At 55.6% G+C, this 22,977-nt stretch carries 19 protein-coding genes; 8 read left to right on the forward strand and 11 right to left on the reverse strand.

All coding sequences use genetic code 11. The annotated features are described in order from the left end of the window. The first annotated feature begins 76 nt into the window (after positions 1 to 76). Complete coding sequence (locus ACEQU8_RS09320) at positions 77 to 424, forward strand: DMT family protein (protein ID WP_370263133.1); 348 nt, start codon at positions 77 to 79, stop codon at positions 422 to 424. Here ACEQU8_RS09320 and ACEQU8_RS09325 read toward each other — a convergent pair. Then, entirely contained in the window at positions 408 to 794 is a 387-nt protein-coding gene (locus ACEQU8_RS09325; RefSeq protein ID WP_370263135.1) for a hypothetical protein, read from the reverse strand. The two genes, ACEQU8_RS09320 and ACEQU8_RS09325, sit on opposite strands and share 17 nt — an antisense overlap. Positions 795 to 967: 173 nt before the next feature. On the opposite strand from ACEQU8_RS09325, the gene ACEQU8_RS09330 reads away from it, so the two are divergent. The 3 genes from ACEQU8_RS09330 to ACEQU8_RS09340 all read left to right on the forward strand — a co-directional run bounded on the left by ACEQU8_RS09330 (position 968) and on the right by ACEQU8_RS09340 (position 5,312). Further along, positions 968 to 2,059, forward strand: a complete 1,092-nt coding sequence (locus ACEQU8_RS09330) for a calcium/sodium antiporter (protein ID WP_370263136.1) — start codon at positions 968 to 970, stop codon at positions 2,057 to 2,059. Positions 2,060 to 2,100: 41 nt separating this feature from the next. Beyond that, complete coding sequence (locus tag ACEQU8_RS09335; RefSeq protein WP_370263137.1) at positions 2,101 to 3,078, forward strand: hypothetical protein; 978 nt, start codon at positions 2,101 to 2,103, stop codon at positions 3,076 to 3,078. 209 nt (positions 3,079 to 3,287) lie between these two features. Continuing rightward, positions 3,288 to 5,312 carry an ATP-binding protein gene (locus ACEQU8_RS09340; RefSeq protein WP_370263138.1) on the forward strand — a complete coding sequence of 675 codons (2,025 nt, stop codon included), beginning with the start codon at positions 3,288 to 3,290 and terminating at the stop codon, positions 5,310 to 5,312. Here the strand turns inward: ACEQU8_RS09340 and ACEQU8_RS09345 are convergent. From ACEQU8_RS09345 to ACEQU8_RS09390, 10 genes are all read right to left on the reverse strand, one after another. Then, on the reverse strand, positions 5,309 to 8,437 hold the full coding sequence (locus ACEQU8_RS09345; protein ID WP_370263140.1) for a SpoIIE family protein phosphatase: 3,129 nt from the start codon (positions 8,435 to 8,437) through the stop codon (positions 5,309 to 5,311). The genes ACEQU8_RS09340 and ACEQU8_RS09345 overlap by 4 nt on opposite strands. Positions 8,438 to 8,439: 2 nt before the next feature. Then, a complete protein-coding gene (locus ACEQU8_RS09350) occupies positions 8,440 to 8,925 on the reverse strand; it encodes a D-Ala-D-Ala carboxypeptidase family metallohydrolase (protein ID WP_370263141.1) in 486 nt (161 codons plus the stop codon). 41 nt (positions 8,926 to 8,966) lie between these two features. Beyond that, complete coding sequence (locus ACEQU8_RS09355) at positions 8,967 to 9,887, reverse strand: hypothetical protein (protein ID WP_370263142.1); 921 nt, start codon at positions 9,885 to 9,887, stop codon at positions 8,967 to 8,969. A gap of 95 nt (positions 9,888 to 9,982) precedes the next feature. Continuing rightward, entirely contained in the window at positions 9,983 to 10,588 is a 606-nt protein-coding gene (locus ACEQU8_RS09360; RefSeq protein ID WP_370263143.1) for a prepilin-type N-terminal cleavage/methylation domain-containing protein, read from the reverse strand. A 115-nt stretch (positions 10,589 to 10,703) separates the two neighbouring features. Continuing rightward, positions 10,704 to 11,852 (reverse strand): type II secretion system F family protein, encoded by a 1,149-nt coding sequence (locus tag ACEQU8_RS09365; protein WP_370263145.1) that lies wholly within the window; start codon positions 11,850 to 11,852, stop codon positions 10,704 to 10,706. Then, entirely contained in the window at positions 11,849 to 13,561 is a 1,713-nt protein-coding gene (locus ACEQU8_RS09370) for a GspE/PulE family protein (RefSeq protein WP_370263146.1), read from the reverse strand. The genes ACEQU8_RS09365 and ACEQU8_RS09370 overlap by 4 nt, the downstream gene beginning before the upstream one ends. Then, entirely contained in the window at positions 13,558 to 14,070 is a 513-nt protein-coding gene (locus tag ACEQU8_RS09375) for a hypothetical protein (RefSeq protein ID WP_370263147.1), read from the reverse strand. Before ACEQU8_RS09375 ends, ACEQU8_RS09370 begins: the two co-directional genes overlap by 4 nt. Next, a complete protein-coding gene (gene pilO2 / locus ACEQU8_RS09380; RefSeq protein WP_370263149.1) occupies positions 14,060 to 15,367 on the reverse strand; it encodes a type 4b pilus protein PilO2 in 1,308 nt (435 codons plus the stop codon). Before pilO2 ends, ACEQU8_RS09375 begins: the two co-directional genes overlap by 11 nt. Positions 15,368 to 15,373: 6 nt before the next feature. Next, on the reverse strand, positions 15,374 to 17,215 hold the full coding sequence (locus ACEQU8_RS09385) for a type II secretion system protein GspD (RefSeq protein ID WP_370263150.1): 1,842 nt from the start codon (positions 17,213 to 17,215) through the stop codon (positions 15,374 to 15,376). Further along, positions 17,215 to 17,583: a TcpQ domain-containing protein gene (locus ACEQU8_RS09390; RefSeq protein ID WP_370263151.1), complete on the reverse strand. Its 369-nt coding sequence runs from the start codon at positions 17,581 to 17,583 to the stop codon at positions 17,215 to 17,217. The genes ACEQU8_RS09385 and ACEQU8_RS09390 overlap by 1 nt, the downstream gene beginning before the upstream one ends. A gap of 229 nt (positions 17,584 to 17,812) precedes the next feature. Between ACEQU8_RS09390 and ACEQU8_RS09395 the strand changes: the two genes are divergently transcribed. The 4 genes from ACEQU8_RS09395 (at position 17,813) to ACEQU8_RS09410 (ending at position 22,940) form a co-directional block, all read left to right on the forward strand. Beyond that, complete coding sequence (locus ACEQU8_RS09395; RefSeq protein ID WP_370263153.1) at positions 17,813 to 18,154, forward strand: STAS domain-containing protein; 342 nt, start codon at positions 17,813 to 17,815, stop codon at positions 18,152 to 18,154. 24 nt (positions 18,155 to 18,178) lie between these two features. Next, positions 18,179 to 18,556, forward strand: a complete 378-nt coding sequence (locus ACEQU8_RS09400) for a nucleotide pyrophosphohydrolase (RefSeq protein ID WP_370263154.1) — start codon at positions 18,179 to 18,181, stop codon at positions 18,554 to 18,556. Between the two features lie 61 nt (positions 18,557 to 18,617). Further along, positions 18,618 to 21,206, forward strand: coding sequence for a glycosyltransferase family 2 protein (locus ACEQU8_RS09405; protein WP_370263155.1), 2,589 nt, complete (start codon positions 18,618 to 18,620; stop codon positions 21,204 to 21,206). A gap of 18 nt (positions 21,207 to 21,224) precedes the next feature. After that, a complete protein-coding gene (locus tag ACEQU8_RS09410; RefSeq protein ID WP_370263156.1) occupies positions 21,225 to 22,940 on the forward strand; it encodes a sulfatase-like hydrolase/transferase in 1,716 nt (571 codons plus the stop codon). The last annotated feature ends 37 nt before the right edge of the window (positions 22,941 to 22,977 follow it).

Consider the following 22,977-nt stretch of genomic DNA (forward strand, 5'->3'; position numbering starts at 1 on the left):
TCGTTTGATGGCTGCTTTTGGTTACACTTCACCACGCCTGCTGTATGCGCTGCCATATGCACCTGGAGACGCTTTCATGCCTGCTGTGCCCACCACCATCGCTTTGCTGCTTGTGAGCAATGTGTTCATGACTTTCGCCTGGTATGCGCATCTAAAGGACATGAGCCAAAAGCCCTGGATTGTGGCGGCACTGGCCAGTTGGGGCATTGCGCTGTTTGAATATTTGTTTCAGGTACCAGCCAACCGCATTGGTTACACCGCCTTGTCTGTGGGGCAACTCAAAGTGCTGCAAGAGGTAATCACCTTGTCTGTGTTTGTGCCTTTTGCTGTGTTTTACATGAAAGAGCCGCTAAAGCTCGACTACCTGTGGTCGGGCCTGTGCTTGGTGGGGGCTGCTTACTTTATGTTCAGAGACAAAATGTGAGTTTGTGTTGAGCCATAAACCGATCAATGGCCTGCTCAAATCGCGGGCCTTGGCCGCCTTTTTCAACCACCATAATTTTGCCGTGTGAGCGCTGGGCCAGCTCATCGGGCAGGATGGGGTCGGACGATTGCACCAGCACCGGCGTGTGTTCGCAGATCGACAACAAATACTTGGCGGTTTGTTCGCCCGGGGAGTCGGGCAGGTGAAGGTCTGAAATCAGCAAATGGCATGAGCGGCTGGTCTTCTTTAACTGCCCCATGGTGCGGAAGTAGTGCACCTCAGCATCGTTGTTCAGCAGGCGTTGCAGGTGGGACTCCAGAATGAAACGGTGCATCTCGAAATCTTCAAGGCAGTGGATGATGGGTTTCATGGGGGCACCTCGCCAGCGTTGCTTCAAAACGAAATGCTACGTCAAGCGTTTGAAAAAACACAAAAGAGTGAGTTTTTCCTCCCTCAAGTGAGGGTGAGGCCCTGCCCCCTAGCCCCAATTCGTTTAACTTGGTTAGACTGTGTACGGTGCCCACTTCACGAATTCACACTTTTATGCTCATCAACCTTGCGATGTTTGTATTGGGCCTGGTGGCCCTGGTGGTGGGGGCCAACCTGTTGGTGCGCGGTGCTTCCAACCTGGCCTTGTCATTTGGTATATCGCCCTTGGTGGTGGGCCTTACCGTGGTCGCTTTTGGCACCAGTGCGCCTGAAATAGCGGTGTCTGTTGGGGCGGTGCTCGAAGGCACCACCGACATTGCCACCGGCAACGTGGTGGGCAGCAACATTTTTAACGTGCTGTTTATTTTGGGCTTGAGTGCCGTCATTATTCCGCTGGTGGTGAACAGCCAGCTCATCAAGCAAGAGGTGCCCATCATGGTTGGCGCCTCGGTGTTGTTGCTGTTGCTGGCCCTGGACGGCCAATTGGGGTGGACCGATGGCGCCATTCTGGTGGTGTTGATGGTGGCCTACACCGCATTTTTGATTATTCAATCGCGCAGCCAAACCCAGGCGGCCGCCGCCGAGTTTGAGCAGGAAATTCTCCCTGCACAGGCGGGTTCTTGGGACTCCAGGTTGCCATTTCAGTTATTGCTCATCGCCGTGGGCCTGGCCTTTTTGGTGTTGGGGTCCGAATGGCTGGTGGGTGCAGCGGTAACCTTTGCCAAGGCTCTGGGCGTGAGTGATGTGGTCATTGCGCTCACCATTGTGTCGGCAGGCACGTCCATGCCCGAGGTGGCCACCTCGATTGCCGCTGCGCTCAAGGGCGAGCGCGACATCGCCGTGGGCAATGTGGTGGGCAGCAGTACTTTCAATATTTTTGCTTGTTTGGGAATTTCCGCGTTGGTGGCGGGCACCCAAGGCTTGGGGGTGGCGCCCTCGCTGCTGGCCTTCGACATGTGGGTGATGCTGGCGGTGGCGTTTGCCTGTTTGCCCATCTTTTTAACAGGCCGTGAAATTGCGCGTTGGGAAGGCGCGGTGTTTTTGGGGTACTACGTGGCTTATGTGGCCTACCTCATTCTGGATGCTCAGGGCCACGATGCGCTGGGCGCTTATTCCACGGTAATGATGAGTTTTGTGGTGCCTATTACGGTGATCACTTTGGTGGTGTCGGTTATACAGTCAAAGTCAGGACAACAAAAGGGCTAAGCCAACAGGCTTTACCCCGCGACAAAGGTGGCGCGTTCATCATGAACAAGAAGTGCGTTGTGGCGTGGTTGTGTGGTGTGTTGTGTATTCAGCCGGTTTGGGCGCAGGGCGACAGCGACCTGCCCCTGTGGCTGCAAGAGCGATTTGAGCCTGTGCATTATGACCTGACCCGCTTGGTGGATGACACTGCGCGGGGCCTGGACCAGTTTTTTGGTACAGACGACAGCCTGTTTGTCGACAATCAATCTTTTTTGCGGATCGGGCTGGAGACGCGCCTGCGCCCCGGGGATTCCAAGCTCGACCCCAGTGTACGTTTTAGGGTCGACCTGCCCACCACGCGTGAGCGGATGCGGCTCATCATCGAAAGCGACATTGAGGAACCCCTTGGGCGTTTGTCTGAGCAAGGGGTGCGTGAAATTCGTGGCGGTGAACGCTTTAACACCAACAATTCGGCGGTGGGTTTGGAGCAACGCAGCGCCAAAGATCCCACCGTGCAATGGGTACAAGGTGTTGGTGCAGGTATTAAATTTGGCTTGCCTTTGGACCCCTATGTGCGTTACACCGCGGCGAGGCAATGGAACTTGGCCGACAAACTTTGGCAGATTAATTCGGTTAGCCGTATTACCCAATTCAACCAGCGTGGTTTCCAGGCCAGAACCAATTTTGACGTCAGCCGCAAATTGGATGAAGACCGTTTTCTGCGCTTTCAAACCTATGTGGAATACGATGAGCGCCGGGATTCAACGGTGTTCTCACAAACCGCAGAAATCAACCGGGTGCTGGATTCGCGCACGGCCATGCGCTACGCCCTGATTGCAGTGGGTGACACCACTGGCAGCGAGCGCATCAAGGACTACATTGTGCAGGCCTTTTACCGGCGCGATGTTCACAAAAATATTGTGTTTGTGGATGTGATCCCCGAGTTGCATTTTCCGACCCTTCCGGGTCAAGACCCTTATGTGGCGCTTACTTTCCGCGTGGAGGCGTTTTTCCGGGGTAATTTTAGCCGTGCGTTTTAGCACTGGTGGCAGACCCAGAAGACAGCAACTCGGCCGGCAAAACGCGAAATTGCTCAATCGTTGCTGTGACCAAAGCCAGCGAAAGCTGGCTTTTTTTTATTCAGCCCGACCTTTTGAGGGATAGAAACCGCGCATACAATGGGGTGTACAGCATTTGCCTGTCTGGCTGACACAATTTAAGAGGGTGGGGATTTGAATGGGGACGCACCATGGCGTTGAATGAATACTTGCCACACGGGTTTTGCATCAACTGGGATCCATTTTTGCTCACCTTGCATGTGGGTTCAGACCTGTTGATTGCGCTGGCCTACTTCTCTATTCCAGTGAGTTTGATCTGGATTAGCCGCAGGCAAAACCTAGGGTCGCTACAAAAGCTGTACTACTTGTTTGCTGCATTTATTTTGGCCTGTGGTGTTACCCACCTCATTGGCGTGGTCACCCTGTGGGCACCGTTGTACCTTTTTGAGGGCTACGTAAAAGCAGTTACAGCAGCGGTGTCGGTGGCCACGGCCATTATTTTGATCCCCAAGTTGAAAGACATTCTTTCTTTGCCCAACCTCAATGAGTTGATTGAGATCAACAATCGGCTGAAAGCTGAGGTGGCCAACCGGGAACGTATTCAAGGCGAGTTGCAGCGTTCCATGGAAGATGCCGTGCAGGCCCGCAACACCCAGGCGCAGTTTTTGGCCAACATGAGTCACGAAATACGCACGCCGATGAATGGTGTGGTGGGTGCTTCAGAGCTGTTGTTGCGTAGCCGCCTGGGGGGCATGCAGTCGGATTTGGTTCGAACCATTCACGCCAGCAGCCAGGCCTTGCTCAGCCTGTTGAACGACATTCTGGATATTTCCCGGCTGGAGAATGGCGACTTTAAAGTTCATCCAGAACCGTGCGAAATGGAAGGCCTGCTGGACGAGGTGGGGCGTGCGTTTTCGCTGGAGGCCGAACGTAAAAAAATTGAATTGCTCTGCCCCGGAACCGCTGATGCGGGCACCGTGCTCGAGTTTGACCGTGGTCGGCTGCGGCAAATTCTGTTCAATTTGGTGGGTAACGCATTGAAGTTTACCGACGAAGGCCAGGTCAGCGTTAAATGGAGTCTGTTGGACCCCTTTGAGGCGGGCAAGCAAGCCCGCCTTTGCCTGACGGTGCAAGACACCGGTATTGGTATTCCAGTCGAACAGTTGGAGCTGGTGTTTGAGCGATTCAAGCAGGCCCTTGAGTTTCAAAATGCCCGCAACCGAGGTGGCACTGGTTTGGGTTTGGCCATTGTTCATGAAATGCTGGTTCGCATGGGGGGCAACATCGAAGTTGAAAGTGAGGTTGGCGTGGGCTCGATTTTCACGGTGACCCTGCCTGTGAAGTGCATCAGCCGAAACACAATCAAGTTGGACCCCCGCGTTATCGAGGGCGGCGCACCACTGCTGTTTGCCGTGCAAATGGCCACGCCTGAAAAACAACAGCTGCTGTTTGATTTGATTTCAACAATCGATCAACCCGTCACCTCTTGGCAAGAACTTAAACAACGTGTGGATTTGGAAGCCGCCCTGGCCAGCCACCGGGTGGTGTTGGTGGTCAGCCAGCATGTGCTGCATGAGGACATGGCCTTTGCCAAAAAATTAGCCATGTTGCGGCGAGATTATGGCGTAAAAGTAATCGGTGTGCAGCACTTGGGGCAAATGTCGGTCACCCCGGCCGACCACCTGCAAGATGCGGTGGATGTGTACATTCAACGTCCCATCGGTTTGCAAAAACTGGTGGGGGCTTTGCACTCCTTGTTTTTGCCGGTCGGTGAGACCCTTGATCAAGACGCTAACAATTCTCGCCAAATTGAAGACTCCTTCGAGGGCAGGGTGGTGTTGGCTGAAGACTCCATGGTCAACCAAAAAATTGCTGTGGGCTTGCTGCGGCATTTTGGCTGTGAGGTGGTCACGGTGAGCAATGGGGCGCTTTTGCTGGAATACCTGCGCGACCACTCGGCCGATTTGATTTTTATGGATGGTCAAATGCCTGTGATGGATGGGTATGAGGCCACGGCGCAAATCAGGAAGGGCGCGTGTGGCGAGGCACTTGTACACATTCCCATTGTGGCCATGACAGCCAATGCCATGGCGGGCGAAAAAGAACGTTGCATTGAAGCGGGCATGGATGGGTATTTGTCTAAGCCGATTAACGTGCAAGAGTTGATTGCCGTGCTTCGCATGTTCTTGAAAAAACGCGACTCAAAGCCTGTTTAATTGGCTGTGGGCACATCGAACCACATGCTGGTGTAGTTCATTCCAAAAATGGTTTGTACGGTGAACTCACTGGCCAAGGTGTGCACCAGGGCCAGCCCCATGCCACCCAGCGGGATTTGATCGTCCTGCTCAATATCAAAATCGAAGTCGTGGGTTTTGGCGTCTTCCAGCCGATCGGTTGGAATGGCGCTGCCCTTGTCCATGACCATCATCAAGAGGCTTTGGTCGGCTTGCAAGAACAAGCGCAGTTCATAGGTGTGTGTGGTTTGTAGGCCCGCATGGCGGCAAAGGTTGCTGGCCACTTCAAACAGCGCCAGTTGAATATTGCTGCTGCGCTCGTCGCCGGGCAGTTTGTCTTCCAGCCATTGGGTGACCTCGGTGTTCAGGTCGGGGATCAGTGTTGGCTTTGCGGCCACTTTTACATACGCGCCTTGACGGAACTTCAATCGGCGGTTGGGGTAGAGGTTTTGCAGCTCCAGTTCCATGCAGCGCAACTCGCCTTTTTCATAGGTGTGAAGTTCCACCGGTGCGTATTCGCTGTACTGGAAGGCCAGCAGGGCCAGGTCGGCGGGTGTTTCTTCTTCATCGCTGTTGGAGTCGAGCGACCATTGCGTGCTTTGCGGCAGTTCGTCATCAAAAAATTTCGGCAAATCGGGCAGGGCAATTTTGGCCGATTGTGCAAACAGCAGCTCGCCGGCTTGCACAAAGTCTTCACCAAGGCTGGGGTGGTCGTTCAGGCTGTTGGAGAACACAAAAAGCCTGTCACCAGGGTTGAGCGAAAAAAACACGTCTTGAAACACAGCCTCTGCGCTTACGCCCAGCGGTGGGCCGTAGGCGCCCACTTTTTCTACTTCGCCGCGCGCTCGCGTGACCACAGCATTGGGGTAGCCTGCATGGCTAATCCGCGCATCGCCGGTGGTTGGGTTGATCACGCCGTAGCACAGGGCATACACCCCATCGGCTCCTTCGCCTTCGTCCAAAACCCAGCTGTTGATTTCGCGCAGCACGGCGCCGGGCGAGAACCCCTGGTTCATGTATTTCGACAACACAGAGCGCCTTTCATCGGCTGCATCAGTGAGGCGGCGGTGCAAGGTCATACCCCGAGCCACGCCCACCAAGCCGCTGCCTTGAGCGCTGAGGTGAAAAAAAGCAATGTGCCCGTCGGCCAGTTGCATCACATTCATGAACTGGTTGGAGATTGGCCTGGCCGGCCTGAAGTGCGAAAACACATGCAGCATGTCTTGATACTGCGTGGCCTGGGGCACGTTGTTGGATTGTATTTGCGACACGCGGCGCACATCGTCTTCGATCTCTTTGTGCAGGCTGTCGATGCGTTCTTTTTCTTGCCCAAAATGCCGGTGAACCATGGCCAAGCGAAGGCCGCTGGCCAAGCGCACGTAAATTTCCTGAGGCGAATAGGCCAACTGTGTGAAATTGTCTGCACCCCACTCAATGGCTTGCAGCAATTGTGTGGCATTGCCCGCATTCGAGATGATAAGCACAAACACACTGGGGTTGCCGCCACGCTTGCGTGCCGCCTCTAAGGTTTGCTGCAGCCTTTGAGGAATATTCTGCAGGTCGATCACAAAAAAGGTGATGGCTCGCTGGGTAAGCTGCTCTTCACATTCAGTGAGGTTTTTGGCCACATGCAAGTGGTAGCCCCAATCGCTGAGCCATTGGGGCAGGTTGGGCGAGCCTTCTTCGTCGTTCAGCAGCAGCACTTCGCTGTTTTCTTTGCGGCGGGCAAAAACAAACGGTTTGGATTCTGGTGCGATGGCCTCGGCAAGCGCTTCCGCGGGCGATTTGGCATCGGCATCTGCGGGTTCGGTGGCCGCGCTGCTGTCTGCTTTTGGACTTGTTTCTTCTTCCGGCTCATCGGGCAGGTCGGGGGTTTTCCATTGCAGGGCCAAAAAAGTGCAGTCGTCGCTGCGCACTTTTTGGTCAAGGCGGCCACTGGACCAATGCACCACGCCTTGGCGCACATGCCTAAGCTGCGTGTGCAGGGTTTCACTGCGGTGGTCTTCTATCAACTGCAGCACACCGGGCAGGCCCAGCGGGGTGTCGTCATTGTCCAGCATTTGCGTTAGCCCGTCTGAAAACACAAACACGCGTTCGCCTGGCTGAAGGTTGAGTTGGTGCAGCGGGTATGTTGTGTCTTCGGCAATGCCCACGGGCACGTCGGCCTCGCCCACCAGCTTGATGGCGCCCTCCAGGTTTTGATGGGCCAAGCGGGGTGTGCCAGCAATGCTGAATTTAAGCTCGCCACTGGTGAGGCAGAACGTGCCCAGCAAAATGGAGATGAACGAGTCGCCCTCCGCATTCATCTGGAAACGTTGGTTGAGATCGTTCAGGATTTCGTTGGGCTCGCGCACGCGTTGTTGAAAGGCGGTGGTGTCGGTTTGGTCCAGCAGCAAGCCATCTTGGGCTTGCAAACTAAGCAACCTGCACAGGTCCAGCGCGTTCATGGCCGAGGCCACGCCATGGCCCACCACGTCAAACACATAAAACACGGCGTTTTGCTCGTCCACCTGCAGCCATTGCAGCATGTCGCCAGACACAAACACCTTGGGTGTCCAAAAGTAGTCCAATTCCAGCCCATGGCTGTTGCTGTTTTTCTGTGGCAGCAGCGAGGCCTGGAATCGCCCCATGGCACGCATGTCGCGTGCCATGGATTGCAAGGTTTTGGGCACGGTTTGCTTGATTTCAAAATACCCGCGTTGCATGGCCACAATGCGTTCAATCACGGCCAGGCGCACATGCATTTCTTCCCGGTTCACGGGCTTGCGCATGTATTCATCAGCACCGGCTTGAATGGCCTGGATGAAGCGGGTTTCCTCGTTTTCAGCACCCAGCAACATCACATACACAAAAAAGTCGAAACGGGCTTGCAAAATGGCGTGGCACAGTTGCAAGGCGTTTTGGTGTTGAAGGTGCTCGTCGTCGCAGATCACCAGGTCGATGCGCTCGTGTTCGATAATGTCCAGCACGTTGTCGAGCGAACTGGCGGTAATCGCCATGAAGTTGGCTTGCGATGCCGCCTTGGTCAACCAATTGCGCTCAAGCACGCTGTCGTTAACGATGAGCGCCTTGAAGGTTTTGTGCAGGGTCAGTTGAGGTGCATTCATGCCTACCACCTTGCCGGGCGTAGCCGGTGGTCGAGGTGCACATGGCTGTCGTACAGGCCCAGCCCCACATTGGGCAGGCGGTTGGCCAAGCTGTGTAGGGTATCCAGCGGCAAGCCCAGGGGTTTGAAGTCAACCGCGCAAAAGCGGTTGTGGGCATCGGGCAAGTGGTTGGAATGGTGTGCAGCACCCTCTGTGAGCGCATTGGTACCATGGGTTCGCAAACCCGAGGTGATGTCGAATACGCAATAGCGGTGGTGCTGTGCAATCAGCTCTTGAAGGGCAGCCATGCGCACCAGCAGTTGCCAGTCGGGCCTGCCCACGGTGTTATTGGCTCGAATGTCGCGAAGCAGCCAGGCTGCCGCATTGACACCGCTTTGCTCGGCGATGTTAACTCGCAGGCGTTGCTTGTTGCGTTGCAGGTCAAGCCAAATGGGGGTGGGGGCGGCAGACACCGGCTTTGCACTAAACCACAGAGCAAGTCCTCCCATGGCGAGCGGTACGCAGGCATGGGTCAGGAATGTTCTGCGGCTTATTTTTTCGCGCATGTAAGTGAAGCGATGTTGATCGTTGAGCTTCCATTCACGGCCAGGCAGCGCACTGTGAGTGTGCCGATGGTCGATGTTTGGGTGTTCAGCACCGTGGCCGAGGAACCCAATTGTACCGGGGGGTAGGTGAAAAAACACTGATTGCCGTTGCCAGTACCACCCGTGCCTGCTGCTTCTACGGTGTTGATGCTACCGCCGGGGCAGGGGCCACTCACCCCTGAGCCCGCTGCAGCCACCCCATCGGGCGTGAACGGCTGTATACGCATACCGACCACGCCGGCTGGGTAGGGTTGGCCATTCACCGTGATGGTGGGGTGAGCAAAATTGGTGGAGTTGGTGTAGTTGAAGCTACCCGCAGCGCTCACCAGGTTGGCGTTGGGGGCCACGCGCGCAAAGCCGTCGCCGCCTAGGCGTTCAAGAATGGCGCCCACGATGGTGCCATCGTATCGACCCGTGCTGGCCACATCGCCCTTGCCCAAAAATGGGTCGCGCACGTACACATACCCGTCGATGACACAGCTGCCCAAGGTGCACCCGGAAGGCGACACCGTGAGGCGCATAACAAACGGGCTGCGATTGAGGGTGGCCAGGGTGCTGGACCCAGCGGGCAGCATTTGCAGTGCTGTGAGCTCGGCCACGGTGGGCTGCAAAATATTGGATACGCCGGATATGGCACTGCCCGCGACCAGCGCAGTGGCATTGATTTTTGCATAAGACGACAAACCGTCTCGAATTTTTTTGATTTGGTCCGCTTGTATGTATGCGCTGTTGATGGTGCTGTCGCGCAGGGTGCTGCGAAGGGCATAAAAGCCAACCACGGCAGCAACAATTAAACCCAAGGAGATCTCGAGGCTGATAAAACCCCATGCAAGGCGGCGTCGAGAGCGATTATTCAATGTGTGCATGTTCGCTTTGACCGAAGAATCGGCCTTTTAAAAAGGAAAATTTGGACCCCTTTGCAGGGGCCCAAACTCAACTCAAAAACATCAATGTGGGCTGATTAACCGCGGTCAAACACCAGGTACAGCGAAGCTGTGGTGGTTACACCGTTGCAAGCTGATGTGGCTGTGGCGGCGTTGATGGCACCTGTTGTGCTTACCACGCTGGTGCCAGCAGCACCGCCAATGCTCACGGTGGAGCCGTTTACGATGTAGATGGCGTTGGTGGCTTGGGCCACAGCGCTGATCAGGTCGTAACACTGGGCTTTGTCCACACCGCCCCAGGCCAGGGTGGCGTAGGTGCCTGTGGGGGTTGTTTCAACTTTACCGTCCAGGCCGCTGCCGTACAGAATGGGACGCACGCCGTAGCTGTTGCCAGAGGTGGCAATTTGAGCTGGGATGGTGTTGGAAATGATGGCAGGGTCGGTGGTGTTGTTGGCGCCGTTCAGCGAGGTGTACTGGTTGGTGCGGCCAAATTTCTGCTTGGCTTCAGCAATGATTTCGGTGATGGCTGTGACGTTTTCGCGAACTTCGTTGCGGCGGGAGTTGTTCTGGAAAGCAATAAAAGCAACCGCTGCCACGATGGCGGCGATGATCAGGCCAATGGACACTTCGATCAAGGTGATACCAGCTTGTTGCTTGCGATATTGGAGGGTAGTGGTGTTCATAACTGTCTGTCTCTCAAAATTTGTGGGGTGAGCCACGGTTTTTAAAAAAGGTACTGCGGGGTTAAATCACTGCAATTCAATTAAATTGTAATTGCAATAATAAATGATGTGATTCCTAATATTGTTTCATCTTGTTAACTGGGTCCAAAGCGTCGGTCATGCTCTGTGCAATCGACAGTTGGCCGACGTATAAAAACAACACACAGGCGGCTGCGGCGATCAACAGCATGGTGTTTAAGCCTTTGGAGGTCTTCTCAATTTCCTTTCGCACCTCGCCAATGCCTTGCGTACCCAGTTCAATCAACACGCGGTCGAAGCGGCTGTCGTTGCGAATGGTGGTGGCCAGGCGGGCCAACAGTTTGGGGCTCAACAGGCCTTTTGCAAATGCCTCTACATATTCGGTGGGCGCCACATACAAGTGACGGCTAACCCGGCGCAAGTGCCACTGCATCCAGGGCTGCGCCGTGCTGCGCAGGCTGTCCAAGGCACCTGTGAGCGTGCTGCCGCTTTTTAACAACACCGCAAGCGATGTGAGCAGCAGCGACACCTGGAAGTCTCGGTAAATCGACAAGGGCAAAGCGATGGGAAACACCGGGAAAATCAACAAGCCCATCCCCTGAGGAATGCGCTCAATGCGCCCACGCCACACACCCTTCCACCTGGGCATTTGGTAGCCCACATAGGCCACCAGCGCAGCCAGCGCGCCCAGCACCTTAAAACCGTGGTTGGCCACATGCTGGGAAAAGTCTCGCACTGCAGCGTTGTAGGGTGTCCATACCTCGGGCGGTGCAATTTTTGAAATAACCGGTATGGACTGTGTGGCCAAGATGTAGCTAAAAATAAACACACCAGGCAACATCACCATCGGTGGAAACATGGCCTTCACAATCAGCGCTTTGGCCTGCTTTTGTTCACGAATGGCGGTGACCAGTGAACGCAGGGTTTCGGGCTTGTCTTTGGATTGATCCACAGCCGACAACATTAGCTTGTCTTCCCTGGGCATGACCTCGGCCAGAATTTGACTGATGCGGAAGTCTTGCCCTTGGCTTAGTTTGGCCAACATGCGTTGCATGGCAAACTCGCGGGAAGAGTCCCGAGTGGCCCTCGCCTTGGCTATTTTTTGCTCTTCAACCAAAAAGGTGCGCAAACGTTCGCGGCGTTCAATGGATTTGGCCAATTGAATGTAAAACTCGTCCCGCTTGCTGCGGAACTCGAGCAACTGCACCCAAACCCAGGCGCTTTGAACGGCTTGCATTAAATTCATGCAGCCTCCCCGGCCGCCACCCCGCTTGGCGGGGGCTTTGGAATTTCAAAACGGTGAAAGCTGTCAAAACGCTCGCACACCCGAAGATCAACCTGACCCAACAGTGCTTTATACAGCGCGTGTTCAAAAACGGTTTTACCGGTCATGTCTGGCGTGTCGAACCGCCCATCAGATTTTGAGCGGAAGTACTGCACTGCGTCGTAATCGCGGGATTGTCGAATAAGGGATAGCCACCCAGTGTCTGGCGCAAGCACCTCGGCCACCACTGTTAAGCCAACCGTACCACGCCCGCGGCAGCGGCTGCAACCGCGCGGATTTTTAAAAAAGAAGCGGTCACGGCTCAGGCCAAATCGCTTTTCTGCCAAGGCCAGGATGTCAAAGATGTGCTCGGAATCGCTGTAGTTGCGCGAATAAATCGAGCCGTTGATGCGGCAATTGGTGCACAGTTTGGGCACCAGGGCCTGGTAAACCAGCAGGGTCAGAATGTTGGGGTTGGTGAGCACTTCGCGGCTCATGCCGATTTCGTCGTTGGTCAGGCGCGGCACAATGCCCGAAATGAGGTGGGCGTGCACCGTGGCACAGGCCATGTGGCCGGTTTCCACAATTTGCTGGGCGGCCATCGCGCTGGCGGGGTCTCGAATTTCACCCATCATCACGCAGCCGGGGTCAGCACGCATCAGCGCGGCAATCACTTCCGAGAATTTGGCCATCGAGGCCTGTTTGTTAATCAGGTCGCGCTGAATGGGAATTTGGTGCACACCTTTCAAAGGGTATTCCACCGGGTCTTCCAGCGAATAAAACGCATCGGCACCCAGCGCGGGGTGTGTTTCGATGAATGTTTTAAGCGAGGTGGTTTTACCCGAACCCGTCACCCCCGCAAAAATAATCAAACCCGAAGGTGTGTTGGACGCGTTTTTTAAATCCTGAATTTGTGATTTCGCATAACCCAGTTGCTCGTAGCTGAGTGTGGGGGAATCCACATCCACGTAGAGCAAACGACACACCAGCTTGGTGCCAGACCAGCCACGAATACTCTGGTAACGCAAAGCCACGCGTTGCCCACCAATTTCGCGTGGCTCGATCATGCAGTACAGGTTTTCGGTGGCAGAAAACTGCGATTCGCTGTTGGAGCCCTTTCCAGAAGCGTTGTTGTAGGCCCAGGCCATGGCCCGCTCAGCTTGCAAGGGGGTGTAAATGCCATTTTGCCCGTCGCGCAGGGCTTCCAGGTCACCGTCCACGCGCAGTTGCACCTGAGCCACGTTGTTGGCGATGCGCACGTGGATGTCGGTGGCCTTTTCGCGCACGGCGGTATTGACCCAAGACTCAAAAATTTCTTGCGCCTGGCTTTGAGAAAACCCGCCGTCTTCGCCGCCGTCTTCGTCGCCCCGGTTGGCGTTGCCCAGCTCCACCAAGTGTTCAAGCACACTGAGCGAACAGGGTTTGTCGGCGCCATCCAGCGTGTATTTGTTGGCAATCAAGCGGCCTTTGGCTTGCGCCAAAAAGGCGGCCAAGGGTACAGGTGAGTCTGGGTTGAACAACACCAGGGCGCGCTTCACGCCGGTTTCAATGACCACCAAATGCGTTTCAACAGCAGCAGGCAACAGCACCACCGAAGACGCAGTACGACCACTGAGCAAGCCTGTGTAAAAAGGCAACTCGGACAGTGAGTTGACCACTTCCACCACGGGTTTTTCAGCGGGTTTGTTCATGGTTGGCCCCCCATGGGCACCCGAATTCGTTTGCCCTTGCCATTGAGTGGTTCGAGTACCGCTCCCTCTTGGCCAAGTGCGACAATTCTGTGATTTGCCCAGCGCTGCCCCACTTTGAAGTAGTCAATGCCGCCACGGCCATCGGCGGCTTCCATGGTGAGGTCTTCAACAGGGCCGTAAATGGCGAGAATCGTATTTTTGGGTGTGTAAGTGGGCTCCATCAAAGCCTGCAGGGCGGGCGAGGGCAGTTCCAAAGGCGGCACATCCACACTGTTGTTTGCTGTGGGTGCGGCTTGCTGTTGCGTGTTGGCTTGTGGTGCCTGGCCCGTGATTTTGTTCAGGAATTCCTGCTGCTCGATTTTGCGCTGCCGCTCGGCCAGCGCCCGAATGCTGATTACCCCTTGCCCTGCAGCGTCTTGGGCCAGCGCCAATGGGTGTGTGAAAGGCGCAGCCAAGGCAGCCAAGCTCAGCGCCATGGCCAACAATGAGGTGCGCGGCTTAGTAAGCATAGTAGGCTCCCTGCAAGTCTAGCTCGATGGTTGGGGTGCCCGAGGTCTCGTTGTTGAACCGCAAAGTAAGCCCTTCCCAGTACGTCGATTTTTCTTGCGCAGCAATAAAGGCCTCCGCATTGGCCACCCCGCCTTGGAAGCGGAACCGGTAACGAACCACCGCGTTGTCCCGCGCTATGTCGGGGTAGCCCAAGGGCCAAATTTCTGGCTCGGAAAACATCTCAATTTTTAATTTGGACAATTCGTAAACCTGCCGCTGGTTGAGGGCCCATACATCCAAATCGGCCTTGCTGGGCAGGTCGCTCCAAATGGTTGGTCCGCTCATGGGTACATCAAAATTACGCAGCACAACGGCCTTGAAGGGGTCGGCCCGGTTGAGTTGAACCACATAGCCTTTGTCGGCAGGTAGCGCAGCTTGTAGTTGCTGGGTGTAGCCACCCACGCTTTTCCAGCGCATCACACAGGCAGCAAACTTGCACTCAATGGCTTCCATGGCCCAGCCCGTGACGTAGAACGGCTGGTCGTAAATCATGTTAAGCAACTTCGAATATTCTGCTGTGGCCAAACCCACTCGACCCAGGTTGTCGGTCAGCGCCTGCCCGTATTCGATGGTCTTGTCGGCCTGGGCAATTTGTTCAGCCAAAATTCGGCGTTGAGTTTCAGCCTGGTAGTACTCATAACCCACCAGCGCCCCCACCAGCAGGGCCACCACCAAGGCAATTTGCCCCAGGTTTTTGTAGTCCAGTGGCACAGAATTAATTTTGTCAGCCCGATTGACATGTTTTTTGATGAAGGCCGAGTCGTCTTCAATGTGTTGGTCGGCCATCCAGATTTTGGTGTCGTTGCTGACCACGCGGTAGGGCTGCATGCCTTCGCGGCTGCGCTGGTAATACTCCATCATGGCGATGGTTTCAGATTCTGTGGCAATCACATCCATGGTGGGCACGCCATTTTCAATGACCACCAAAGCCACTTCGCCCAAACGATCGCCTGTGCGTATGCGCCAAGCCACCAATGTGTCAGCGTCTTTGTAAGCGCGCGCCAGCACCGCAGCGAGTGCATAAGGTGCTTCCGTGCGCTCTTCTTTGCTCACTGATTCATCGTAGGGGTCAAAGCCGGCCACCAGCACTTTTGCGGCCTTTACGCTGCTCCACAAGTTGCTGTCCATCAATTGGCTGTATTCCCGAACCTCGGCCATGCGTCCAAAAAAACGCTTGGCAAACACAGGCTGCCACGACAACCCGGCCACCATGAGCTTCTTGGAAAAATTGCCAATCACGCTGGTTTGCTCTTTCATGACGCGTTAAAGAATGATGGCCCGAACAAACACGATGAAGTTTTCTCGCTGAGCTGTGCTCGTTTTGGAACCACCCCACCACAGGCTTAGTGTTTCGGCCATGGTCCGCTTGTCGGCTTGGGAAATGTCCCGAGATAAACCCGTGATGGCCATCACCTCACCAGGTTTAAGTGCAATGGTGTATTGGTCAGAAATGGCGCTGGTGTTGGGGGTTTGCACGCGTTGCAAGGTGTCGCCACTGCCAGTGGTGACTTCAAACAGGCCCAGCAGGTCAGACAGGCTCAAGCCCATTTTTAGCATTACGGTGTTGTTGTCCAGAATTAATGGCATTACCGCATACTGGTCGCCCGTGGTGATTGAGCTGGTGGTCAGGCCTGGCAAACCCGTGCCGCCCCCTAGGGCTGAGGCAACCGATGGCTTGGTTTCAGACAGGTAGCCTGTGGTGTTGAGCCGGGCTTTTCTGGCCCATTGGCGGTTAAGCGCAATCAGTGAAATAGGCCGGTGCTGCACATTGTTGCCAATCTGGTTGAGCGCGTTGATCACGGCTCTGGAGTCGCCAAAGCGGCGGTTCAAGTCAGAGTTTGCTCCCGTGGCAGGCAAAATGGTGGCCGTCACAGAGCCCACATTGGTGGAGGCAATGGTGGTTGGCGATGTGGCACCCAAGGAGAATGTGCCAGACAGGCTGCGGTAAAAGGCCGTCCAGTCCACGCCGAGTTCGTTGCTGGAATTGGTGCTCACCGAGTAAATATCCATCTGGATTTGCACCTGCTTGAGCATGTTGGCATTTTCGGCACGAATAAACTCGCGCACCATGCCCTGCATGTCTTTGCTGGTTCGCACCACCAAGCGACCCGATCCATCGGCCACAATCACTTCTGAGCCCGGCACACCTTCAACCATTTTCTTGACCACGCTAATAAGGCTGGTCAAGCCATTGATGGCGCCTTGCTCTGCCACGTTCAGTTGTGACGAAGAGCTAATGCCTTGCCCGGTGGTGGAGCCTGTGCTGCCCGAGTTGATGGTGTAGTTGTAGCCGTTGGGGAAGGTGGCCAGCTCGTACGTGGCCGTGGTAAACCGCATGATGTAGATGCTGCCGTCCCGGTATTCCCAAGACAAACCCAATTGATCGGTGATGTGGTCCAAAAAACCCGTAAGGGTGCCGCGCCAGTTCACGCTGCTGGAGGGCAGGTTTAAGGACACGCCAGCGCTGGTGTTGTTGGAGGCAGTGCTGGGCAGCGGCACATTGTTGGCGCTGGCCGGGGCCAGGGCTTGAACAGCAGCTGATAACTGTGCTGCACTGTCGCCAGCCGCAGCGCCTGCACTGGACCCCCCCGACGCTCCGCCTGCAGCAGGAGCCGCCGAGTTTGCGCCGCTTGGCGCTGGATTACTGCCGCTGCCCACTGGGTTGGAATACACGTCTTGGGTGATGCGAACAGGAATGCCCACCATCTGGGCCAGGCGGGCGGTTACTTGCGTGAGGGGGAGGGTGCTGCGCCCGTCTGCAAAGCTCATCACGTAGTCCGACGAAAAACTGGCAGGCAGTTTGTCGTCAGCATTCACAGGCATCATGGCCGCGCCCACCCAGCTTTTGCTGGAATACCGCATCACCTTGGGTTTGATTTGCTGCTGAGCGGCCTGGTCTGCAAAAGCGGTGCCCCCGCGCACATTGGCGTTGCCGGGCAGGGGAGCCAGCACGGCATCCCGTTTCTCGGAGGCAAAGTCGAGCCTGGCGTTGGTTTCTCTTTCTGAACCGGGCATGGCGCATGCGCTTAATGCAAGCGCAGTGGTCACAACACCAAACAAGGTCAGCGGGTTTAAATGCATGTGGGTGTAATTGTTATGGCGCATTAGTTGCACTCCCGAACCTGATCGCCCAGGCGCGTAATGCGAAGCAAAGGCGGGCTGTTGGCGTAAATGCAGGCCTCCAAGGGGTACTCGGAATACAAAATACCCGGGGTTTCCAACACCTGTTGAACCGCCTGGGGCAGGGTGCCTTCAAAGGTGCTGGCTGCGCCTATTAATACATAGCGGTCGGCGTCCCAGCGGAACGAATACCCCGCTTCTTTGGCCCAACGGCCCAAGGCTTTGTCCAGGCGAACGTCGTCTAAGCGCAGATCCCATTGCTGCGCTGGTGCGGGGGTTGGGTTGTCAGCGGCCCAAGCCATGCTGCTGATTGTCAACAGGCAAGACAAGGCCATGCCGAGGTGTGTTTTCATCTTGGAGTGAAGGCGTGTTGTGGTTTTCGCGGGTAGCATTTAACGCAATATAGTTCGGTATTTTTCACATATTGCAACAAGAAAACCCCATCTCCAAATTTTTTTAACCTTGCTGCGCCTTGGCATACAGCAAGTTGTGTCATCAAGTGGTGATGAATGCCCCTCGATGTGCTTATACTGCGTAGAGCGACGGCTGGATGTGCGGCGGTCTTAATGCAAGTAATAATCCATGATTACCCTCGACGAAAAAGACAATGTGTTGCAAGCCCAAGTGCAGGCCAAGGTCATAGACGCCAAAACTGCCGGGCTGGTGCGTGAAACGCTCATGGAGCATGTGCCCCGGTGTCGGCGCTTCATTCTGGACCTTCAACTGTGTCAGCTTGTTGACAGTGGCGGCCTGGCGGGCGTCGTGATGCTGCTCAAGGGCATGAACGCAAACCAATGTGAACTGGTGTTGTGTAACCTCAACAAGCCGGTGACTTCCCTGTTTCAGCTCACTCGCATGGACCGCCTGTTCAAGATTGAGGCTGATGTACCGGCAGCCCAAGCCTATTTCAAGGCGCAGGCCTGATCGGTTAACTGGCTGGTTTACAGTATGTCAACAAAAACCAACACTCCACGGCCAGACTCTTTGTGTCATACGCTGTCGCAACTGGACGCCTTTGCGGAAGCGAGGGGTTGGAGGAAATTCCATAGCCCCAAAAACCTGGCGATGGCGATGATTGTGGAAGCCGCTGAGTTGGTGGAAATTTTTCAGTGGCAGACCGAAGAAGAGAGCAACAATGTGGAGGCCTGCCCGGAGCAGTGGGGCAACGTCCAAGACGAACTGGCCGATGTGATGCTGTACTGTTTGCGAATCGCGCAGGTGACTGGTGTTGATCCCATTGAGGCCATGCAGCAAAAATTGCAAAAAAATGCGCTGAAGTACCCGGCAAGCGCAAACCCTGCGCGGCGTGAGCCCGCGCCGAAGTAAACGCATCCCGCAAACGTGCGTTATGCCACCTGCCTAACTATTTTTTTGTAGTGCTCTGCCCATGCCCTCCATTCTTGCCTTGTTTGCTTTTGTGTTGCTGGTACTTGGCGGGTATGGCTATGTGAACCAGCCTGCGCAAGAGCCCCCTTGGGTGGACATCATCCCCGGCTACGCCTTTTCGCCCTACCAGCCTGGGCAAAGCCCGGTGGACAACATTCACCCCAGCTCGCAAGACATCGAGCGTGATTTGGCTTTGCTTTCTGGCAAAACCCACGCCATTCGAACCTACACCGTGGAAGGTGTGTTTGGTGAGGTGCCCGCACTGGCTAAAAAATATGGCTTGAATGTGGCTTTGGGGGCGTGGCTTGCGGCCAACGAGCAAGCCAATCAAGAAGAAATTACCCGCCTGACAAGTGCCCTGGCCAGCGCACCGGGCAATGTGGTTCGCGTGGTGGTGGGCAACGAAACCTTGCTGCGTGAAGACCTCACCCCCGAGCAAATCATTCCCTATCTAAAAGAGGTGCGCAGCAAAACCCGCTTGCCGGTGAGCACAGCAGAGCCTTGGCATGTCTGGATAAAAAATCCTGAATTGGCTGAGCATGTGGATTACCTGGCAGTTCACTTATTGCCATTCTGGGAAGGCATTGCACTGAACGACGCGGTGGACTACGCCTTCGGACGCTACCGCGAGCTGCAAGCCGCCTTCCCGGGCAAGCCCATTGTGATCACTGAAGTGGGTTGGCCAAGCCACGGTCGATCTATTAAGCAGGCCAATGCATCGCAGGCCAACCAAGCGAAATTTTTGCGCAGGTTTGTGCACAGTGCCGAGGAGCAGGGTTTGGTGTTTTATGTGATGGAAGCCTTTGACCAGCCCTGGAAAACCGACATTGAAGGCAGCGTGGGAGGGCACTGGGGGGTGTTTGATGCCCAGCGGCAGCAAAAATTCGAAACCAGCAACCCCATTATTCCCATACCTCAATGGCAGCTTTTGGCTTCGGCTTCAGTGTTGGTGGCGTTGCTGTTGATTGTGTTTTTGCTCATGGACAGTGCCTCACTTCGCGACAGCGGGCGCACCTTCTTGATGTTCAACGCCTTTGTGGTGTCGTCGCTGATTATTTATGTAATTTACGACTTCACCCTGCAGTATCACACTTGGGCCAGCATGGCCGTGTCGGTGGTGTTGCTGCTGGGTGTGGTGGGCGTGTTTGTCATTGTGCTGGCTGAGGCCCATGAGTGGGCTGAATCGATGTGGTACAAAGCACGCAAGCGATTGCTGAAAGTGGAGGCGGACGCCTGGGTGCCTCACACCCAGCCATTTGTTTCCATTCATGTACCGGCTCACGAGGAGCCGCCAGCCATGTTGATACAAACCCTCAACGCCCTGGCTCGTTTGGATTACCCTAACTTTGAAGTGCTGGTGATCGACAACAACACCGCCAGCGAATCCACTTGGCGGCCTGTGCAAGCCCACTGTGAAGCGCTGGGTCAGCGGTTTCGATTTTTTCATGTCAAACCCTTGGCAGGCTACAAGGCTGGCGCATTGAACTATGCGCTGGAACGAACCAGCGAGCAGGCCGAAGTGGTGGCCGTAATCGATGCCGATTACCAAGTGCACCCCGATTGGCTAAAGCACCTGGCCCCGCAATTTGAAAAACCCAGCATTGCCATTGTGCAGGCGCCCCAGGATTACCGCGATGGTTCAGAGAGCGCCTTTAAGGCCATGTGCTATGCCGAGTACAAAGGGTTTTTTCATTTGGGCATGGTGACCCGCAATGAGCGTAACGCGATTATTCAACATGGCACCATGACCATGGTGCGAAAAAGCGTGTTGCAGGGCGTGGGCGGCTGGGGCACCAGCACCATCACCGAAGACACCGAATTGGGCCTGCGTATTTTTGAACAAGGTCACGAGGCGGTGTACATCGACCGCAGTTATGGTCAAGGCTTAATCCCCGACACTTTTACCGATTACAAAAAGCAGCGCCACCGTTGGGCCTACGGGGCCATGCAAATCTTGCGTGAGCACGCGGGCGAATTGCTTCGCTCCAAGCGCAGCAAGCTGCAACCCGGCCAGCGTTATCACTTTTTTGCGGGTTGGCTGCCTTGGGTGGCCGATGGCTTTAACCTGGTGTTTACTGGTTTGGCCTTGGTGTGGTCGGCCCTCATGCTGTGGGATCCCTTGTCTTTTAATGCACCGCCCTTATTGATCAGTGTGGTGCCCTTGATGTTTTTTGCTTTTAAACTGGTGAAGCTGTTTACCCTCTATGTGTGGCAGGTTAAAACAGGTGTGCGTGGTGCTGTGGCAGCCACGCTGGCTGGGCTTTCGCTAAGCTACACCATTGGTCGGGCCACCTTGTCGGGTTTGTTCATCGGTAAAAAAATACCCTTTATTCGCACTCCAAAACTGGCTTCGCGAGCCGCAGTGCTGCGTGCCTTGTCAGCGGCGCGTGATGAATCCATTTTGGCTTTGGCCTTGTTGTGCAATGTGGGGGCGTTGTGGTTGGCACTGGGCTACGACTCCCGTGAGAACCTGGCTTGGAGCCTGGTGTTGATCACCCAAAGCTTGCCTTTTTTGGCGGCGGTGCTGGTATCGCTGGTCAGTGCCATGCCAGCTAAACCGTCCGGGGAAACCGTCGGAAACCCCGTTTGATGTGGATGTTGTAGCGCCATGAGTTCACCCTCTGCAAGTTTGCCCCAAGCACTGACTGCCCAAGCGAGGCAGGAAGCGCAGCCGCTTCATTGGCGCTCCCTTGGTCGTTTGGCCTTGGCGCTGTTGCTGATTAATTCCTCCCTGTGCTTTGAGGCCATTTGGCCCACGGTGTATGTGCAACCCAGCGCGAGCTTGGCGCCAGAGTTTGCATGTGTGGTGCTGCTGGTGTTGGCCTGTTTGGTGCTGTTTGGCCGTTTTCCAGGCCGATCGCCCGCTGGTTTGCCCCGTGGGTTGAGTAAAGCCCTGGCCATCATGCTGACCTTCATGGCAGTGGGGCGTTATGCCCAAGTGGTGGTGCCCAATATATTGGGCCGCCCAGTCAACCTGTATTGGGACGTGCCACAAATTCCACGTTTTGCCTGGGTCACTGCTCAAGGCTTGCCGTGGTGGATGTCTGCTCTGGCTGTGCTGGGTTTGTTGTTGGGTGTATGGGTTTTGTACAGGCTGATGTTGTGGAGCATTCAAACCGTGGGGCACGGCCTTGCGCCGTGGCACAAAAACCCTGTGGTGTGGGGCGTCGCCGTGTTACTTCTTTTCGCTGCGCTGCCCGGCTTTGAAAAAGAGCACCCGCCCAAGCACTGGGTGAGCCAGGCGGTGTTGCCGGTGTACGTGAATGAACTTGGCCGTTTGATTGACATTGCAGTGCCTGCGCGCGCAGCGCGTTTGTTGCCCGAGTCCACGGTGGTGGACGTCGCCATGGCAGCCGAGCCAGGGCAGGCGCTGGCCGCTTTGCATGGGCGCGACCTCACCATGGTGTTTTTGGAAACCTATGGTGCGGTACTTTACGACCAGCCTCAAGCCAGGCAGGCCGTACAGGCCACTCGCGATCAATTGGAACAAGCCATTGTGGCCAGTGGTCAGCAGGTGGTCTCTGCCTTTTTTACGTCGCCCACCATCGGTGGGGCAAGCGACCTGGCGCACCTGTCGGTGTTGTCGGGCATCGACCTAAAAGATTCGCGCAAACACGACGTGTTGCTCACCACCCAGCGGCCCACCTTGATTGATGTATTCCAAAGGGAAGGCTACGAGGCCTTTGGGCTATACCATTCGGTGGCTTGGGACTGGGTTGAGCGTGTGTACTATGGTTTTGATCAATACCTCAGTGGCCCCGATCTTCAATACCCGGGCCCCCCCATCGGGTTTTGGAAAATTCCCGACCAATACCCGCTGCCCCGCTTGGAGCAATTGCACCCACGCACCGCACAAACCAAGCCGCGGTTTACTTTTTTTACCACCATTTCAACGCATTTTCCGTTTCACCAGGTGCCGCCCTACCAGCCCGACTGGAAAAAGCTGCTGAGCGACCAGCCCTTTGATGCGCATACGGCCGCGCGTGCGCAAGCCGAGCCGGTGTTGTGGGACGACATGCGCCCCGATTTCTACCGCAGCATCAACTATGCCCACACCTGGTTGGCAGGTTATTTTGCCCAGCCACAAGCCCGGCCCACCGTGCATGTTTTGGTGGGGGACCACCAGCCCACGGGCAGCATTAGCCGCGAGGAAACCCCTTGGGATGTGCCCGTGTTTATTGTTAGCAGCGACAAAACATTGCTGAATCGTTTTCGCCATTTGGGTTTTACCGATGGCATGGAGCCAGCGGTGCGCAAACCCATGGGGGGCTTGCATCACCTCACCGAGGTGCTGCTTCACGGTTTGGGTGATAGCCTCCAATAGCGGCGCAAACCCGGTGCTACACTGCGCTTGGCTTAAT

Source organism: Limnobacter sp., from assembly GCF_964228395.1.
In the GTDB taxonomy this organism is placed as follows: domain Bacteria; phylum Pseudomonadota; class Gammaproteobacteria; order Burkholderiales; family Burkholderiaceae_B; genus Limnobacter.

What these genes read in the sequence shown, in the direction of transcription:
- ACEQU8_RS09350 (WP_370263141.1), bottom strand. Translation starts at nt 8,925, where the DNA reads ATGGGAGGACTTGCTCTGTGGTTTAGTGCAAAGCCGGTGTCTGCCGCC.
- ACEQU8_RS09390 (WP_370263151.1), bottom strand. Translation starts at nt 17,583, where the DNA reads ATGAAAACACACCTCGGCATGGCCTTGTCTTGCCTGTTGACAATCAGC.
- ACEQU8_RS09370 (WP_370263146.1), bottom strand. Translation starts at nt 13,561, where the DNA reads ATGAACAAACCCGCTGAAAAACCCGTGGTGGAAGTGGTCAACTCACTG.
- pilO2 (WP_370263149.1), bottom strand. Translation starts at nt 15,367, where the DNA reads ATGAAAGAGCAAACCAGCGTGATTGGCAATTTTTCCAAGAAGCTCATG.
- ACEQU8_RS09395 (WP_370263153.1), top strand. Translation starts at nt 17,813, where the DNA reads ATGATTACCCTCGACGAAAAAGACAATGTGTTGCAAGCCCAAGTGCAG.
- ACEQU8_RS09320 (WP_370263133.1), top strand. Translation starts at nt 77, where the DNA reads ATGCCTGCTGTGCCCACCACCATCGCTTTGCTGCTTGTGAGCAATGTG.
- ACEQU8_RS09405 (WP_370263155.1), top strand. Translation starts at nt 18,618, where the DNA reads ATGCCCTCCATTCTTGCCTTGTTTGCTTTTGTGTTGCTGGTACTTGGC.
- ACEQU8_RS09410 (WP_370263156.1), top strand. Translation starts at nt 21,225, where the DNA reads ATGAGTTCACCCTCTGCAAGTTTGCCCCAAGCACTGACTGCCCAAGCG.
- ACEQU8_RS09385 (WP_370263150.1), bottom strand. Translation starts at nt 17,215, where the DNA reads ATGCGCCATAACAATTACACCCACATGCATTTAAACCCGCTGACCTTG.
- ACEQU8_RS09360 (WP_370263143.1), bottom strand. Translation starts at nt 10,588, where the DNA reads ATGAACACCACTACCCTCCAATATCGCAAGCAACAAGCTGGTATCACC.
- ACEQU8_RS09355 (WP_370263142.1), bottom strand. Translation starts at nt 9,887, where the DNA reads ATGCACACATTGAATAATCGCTCTCGACGCCGCCTTGCATGGGGTTTT.
- ACEQU8_RS09375 (WP_370263147.1), bottom strand. Translation starts at nt 14,070, where the DNA reads ATGCTTACTAAGCCGCGCACCTCATTGTTGGCCATGGCGCTGAGCTTG.
- ACEQU8_RS09335 (WP_370263137.1), top strand. Translation starts at nt 2,101, where the DNA reads ATGAACAAGAAGTGCGTTGTGGCGTGGTTGTGTGGTGTGTTGTGTATT.
- ACEQU8_RS09330 (WP_370263136.1), top strand. Translation starts at nt 968, where the DNA reads ATGCTCATCAACCTTGCGATGTTTGTATTGGGCCTGGTGGCCCTGGTG.
- ACEQU8_RS09400 (WP_370263154.1), top strand. Translation starts at nt 18,179, where the DNA reads ATGTCAACAAAAACCAACACTCCACGGCCAGACTCTTTGTGTCATACG.
- ACEQU8_RS09325 (WP_370263135.1), bottom strand. Translation starts at nt 794, where the DNA reads ATGAAACCCATCATCCACTGCCTTGAAGATTTCGAGATGCACCGTTTC.
- ACEQU8_RS09340 (WP_370263138.1), top strand. Translation starts at nt 3,288, where the DNA reads ATGGCGTTGAATGAATACTTGCCACACGGGTTTTGCATCAACTGGGAT.
- ACEQU8_RS09345 (WP_370263140.1), bottom strand. Translation starts at nt 8,437, where the DNA reads ATGAATGCACCTCAACTGACCCTGCACAAAACCTTCAAGGCGCTCATC.
- ACEQU8_RS09365 (WP_370263145.1), bottom strand. Translation starts at nt 11,852, where the DNA reads ATGAATTTAATGCAAGCCGTTCAAAGCGCCTGGGTTTGGGTGCAGTTG.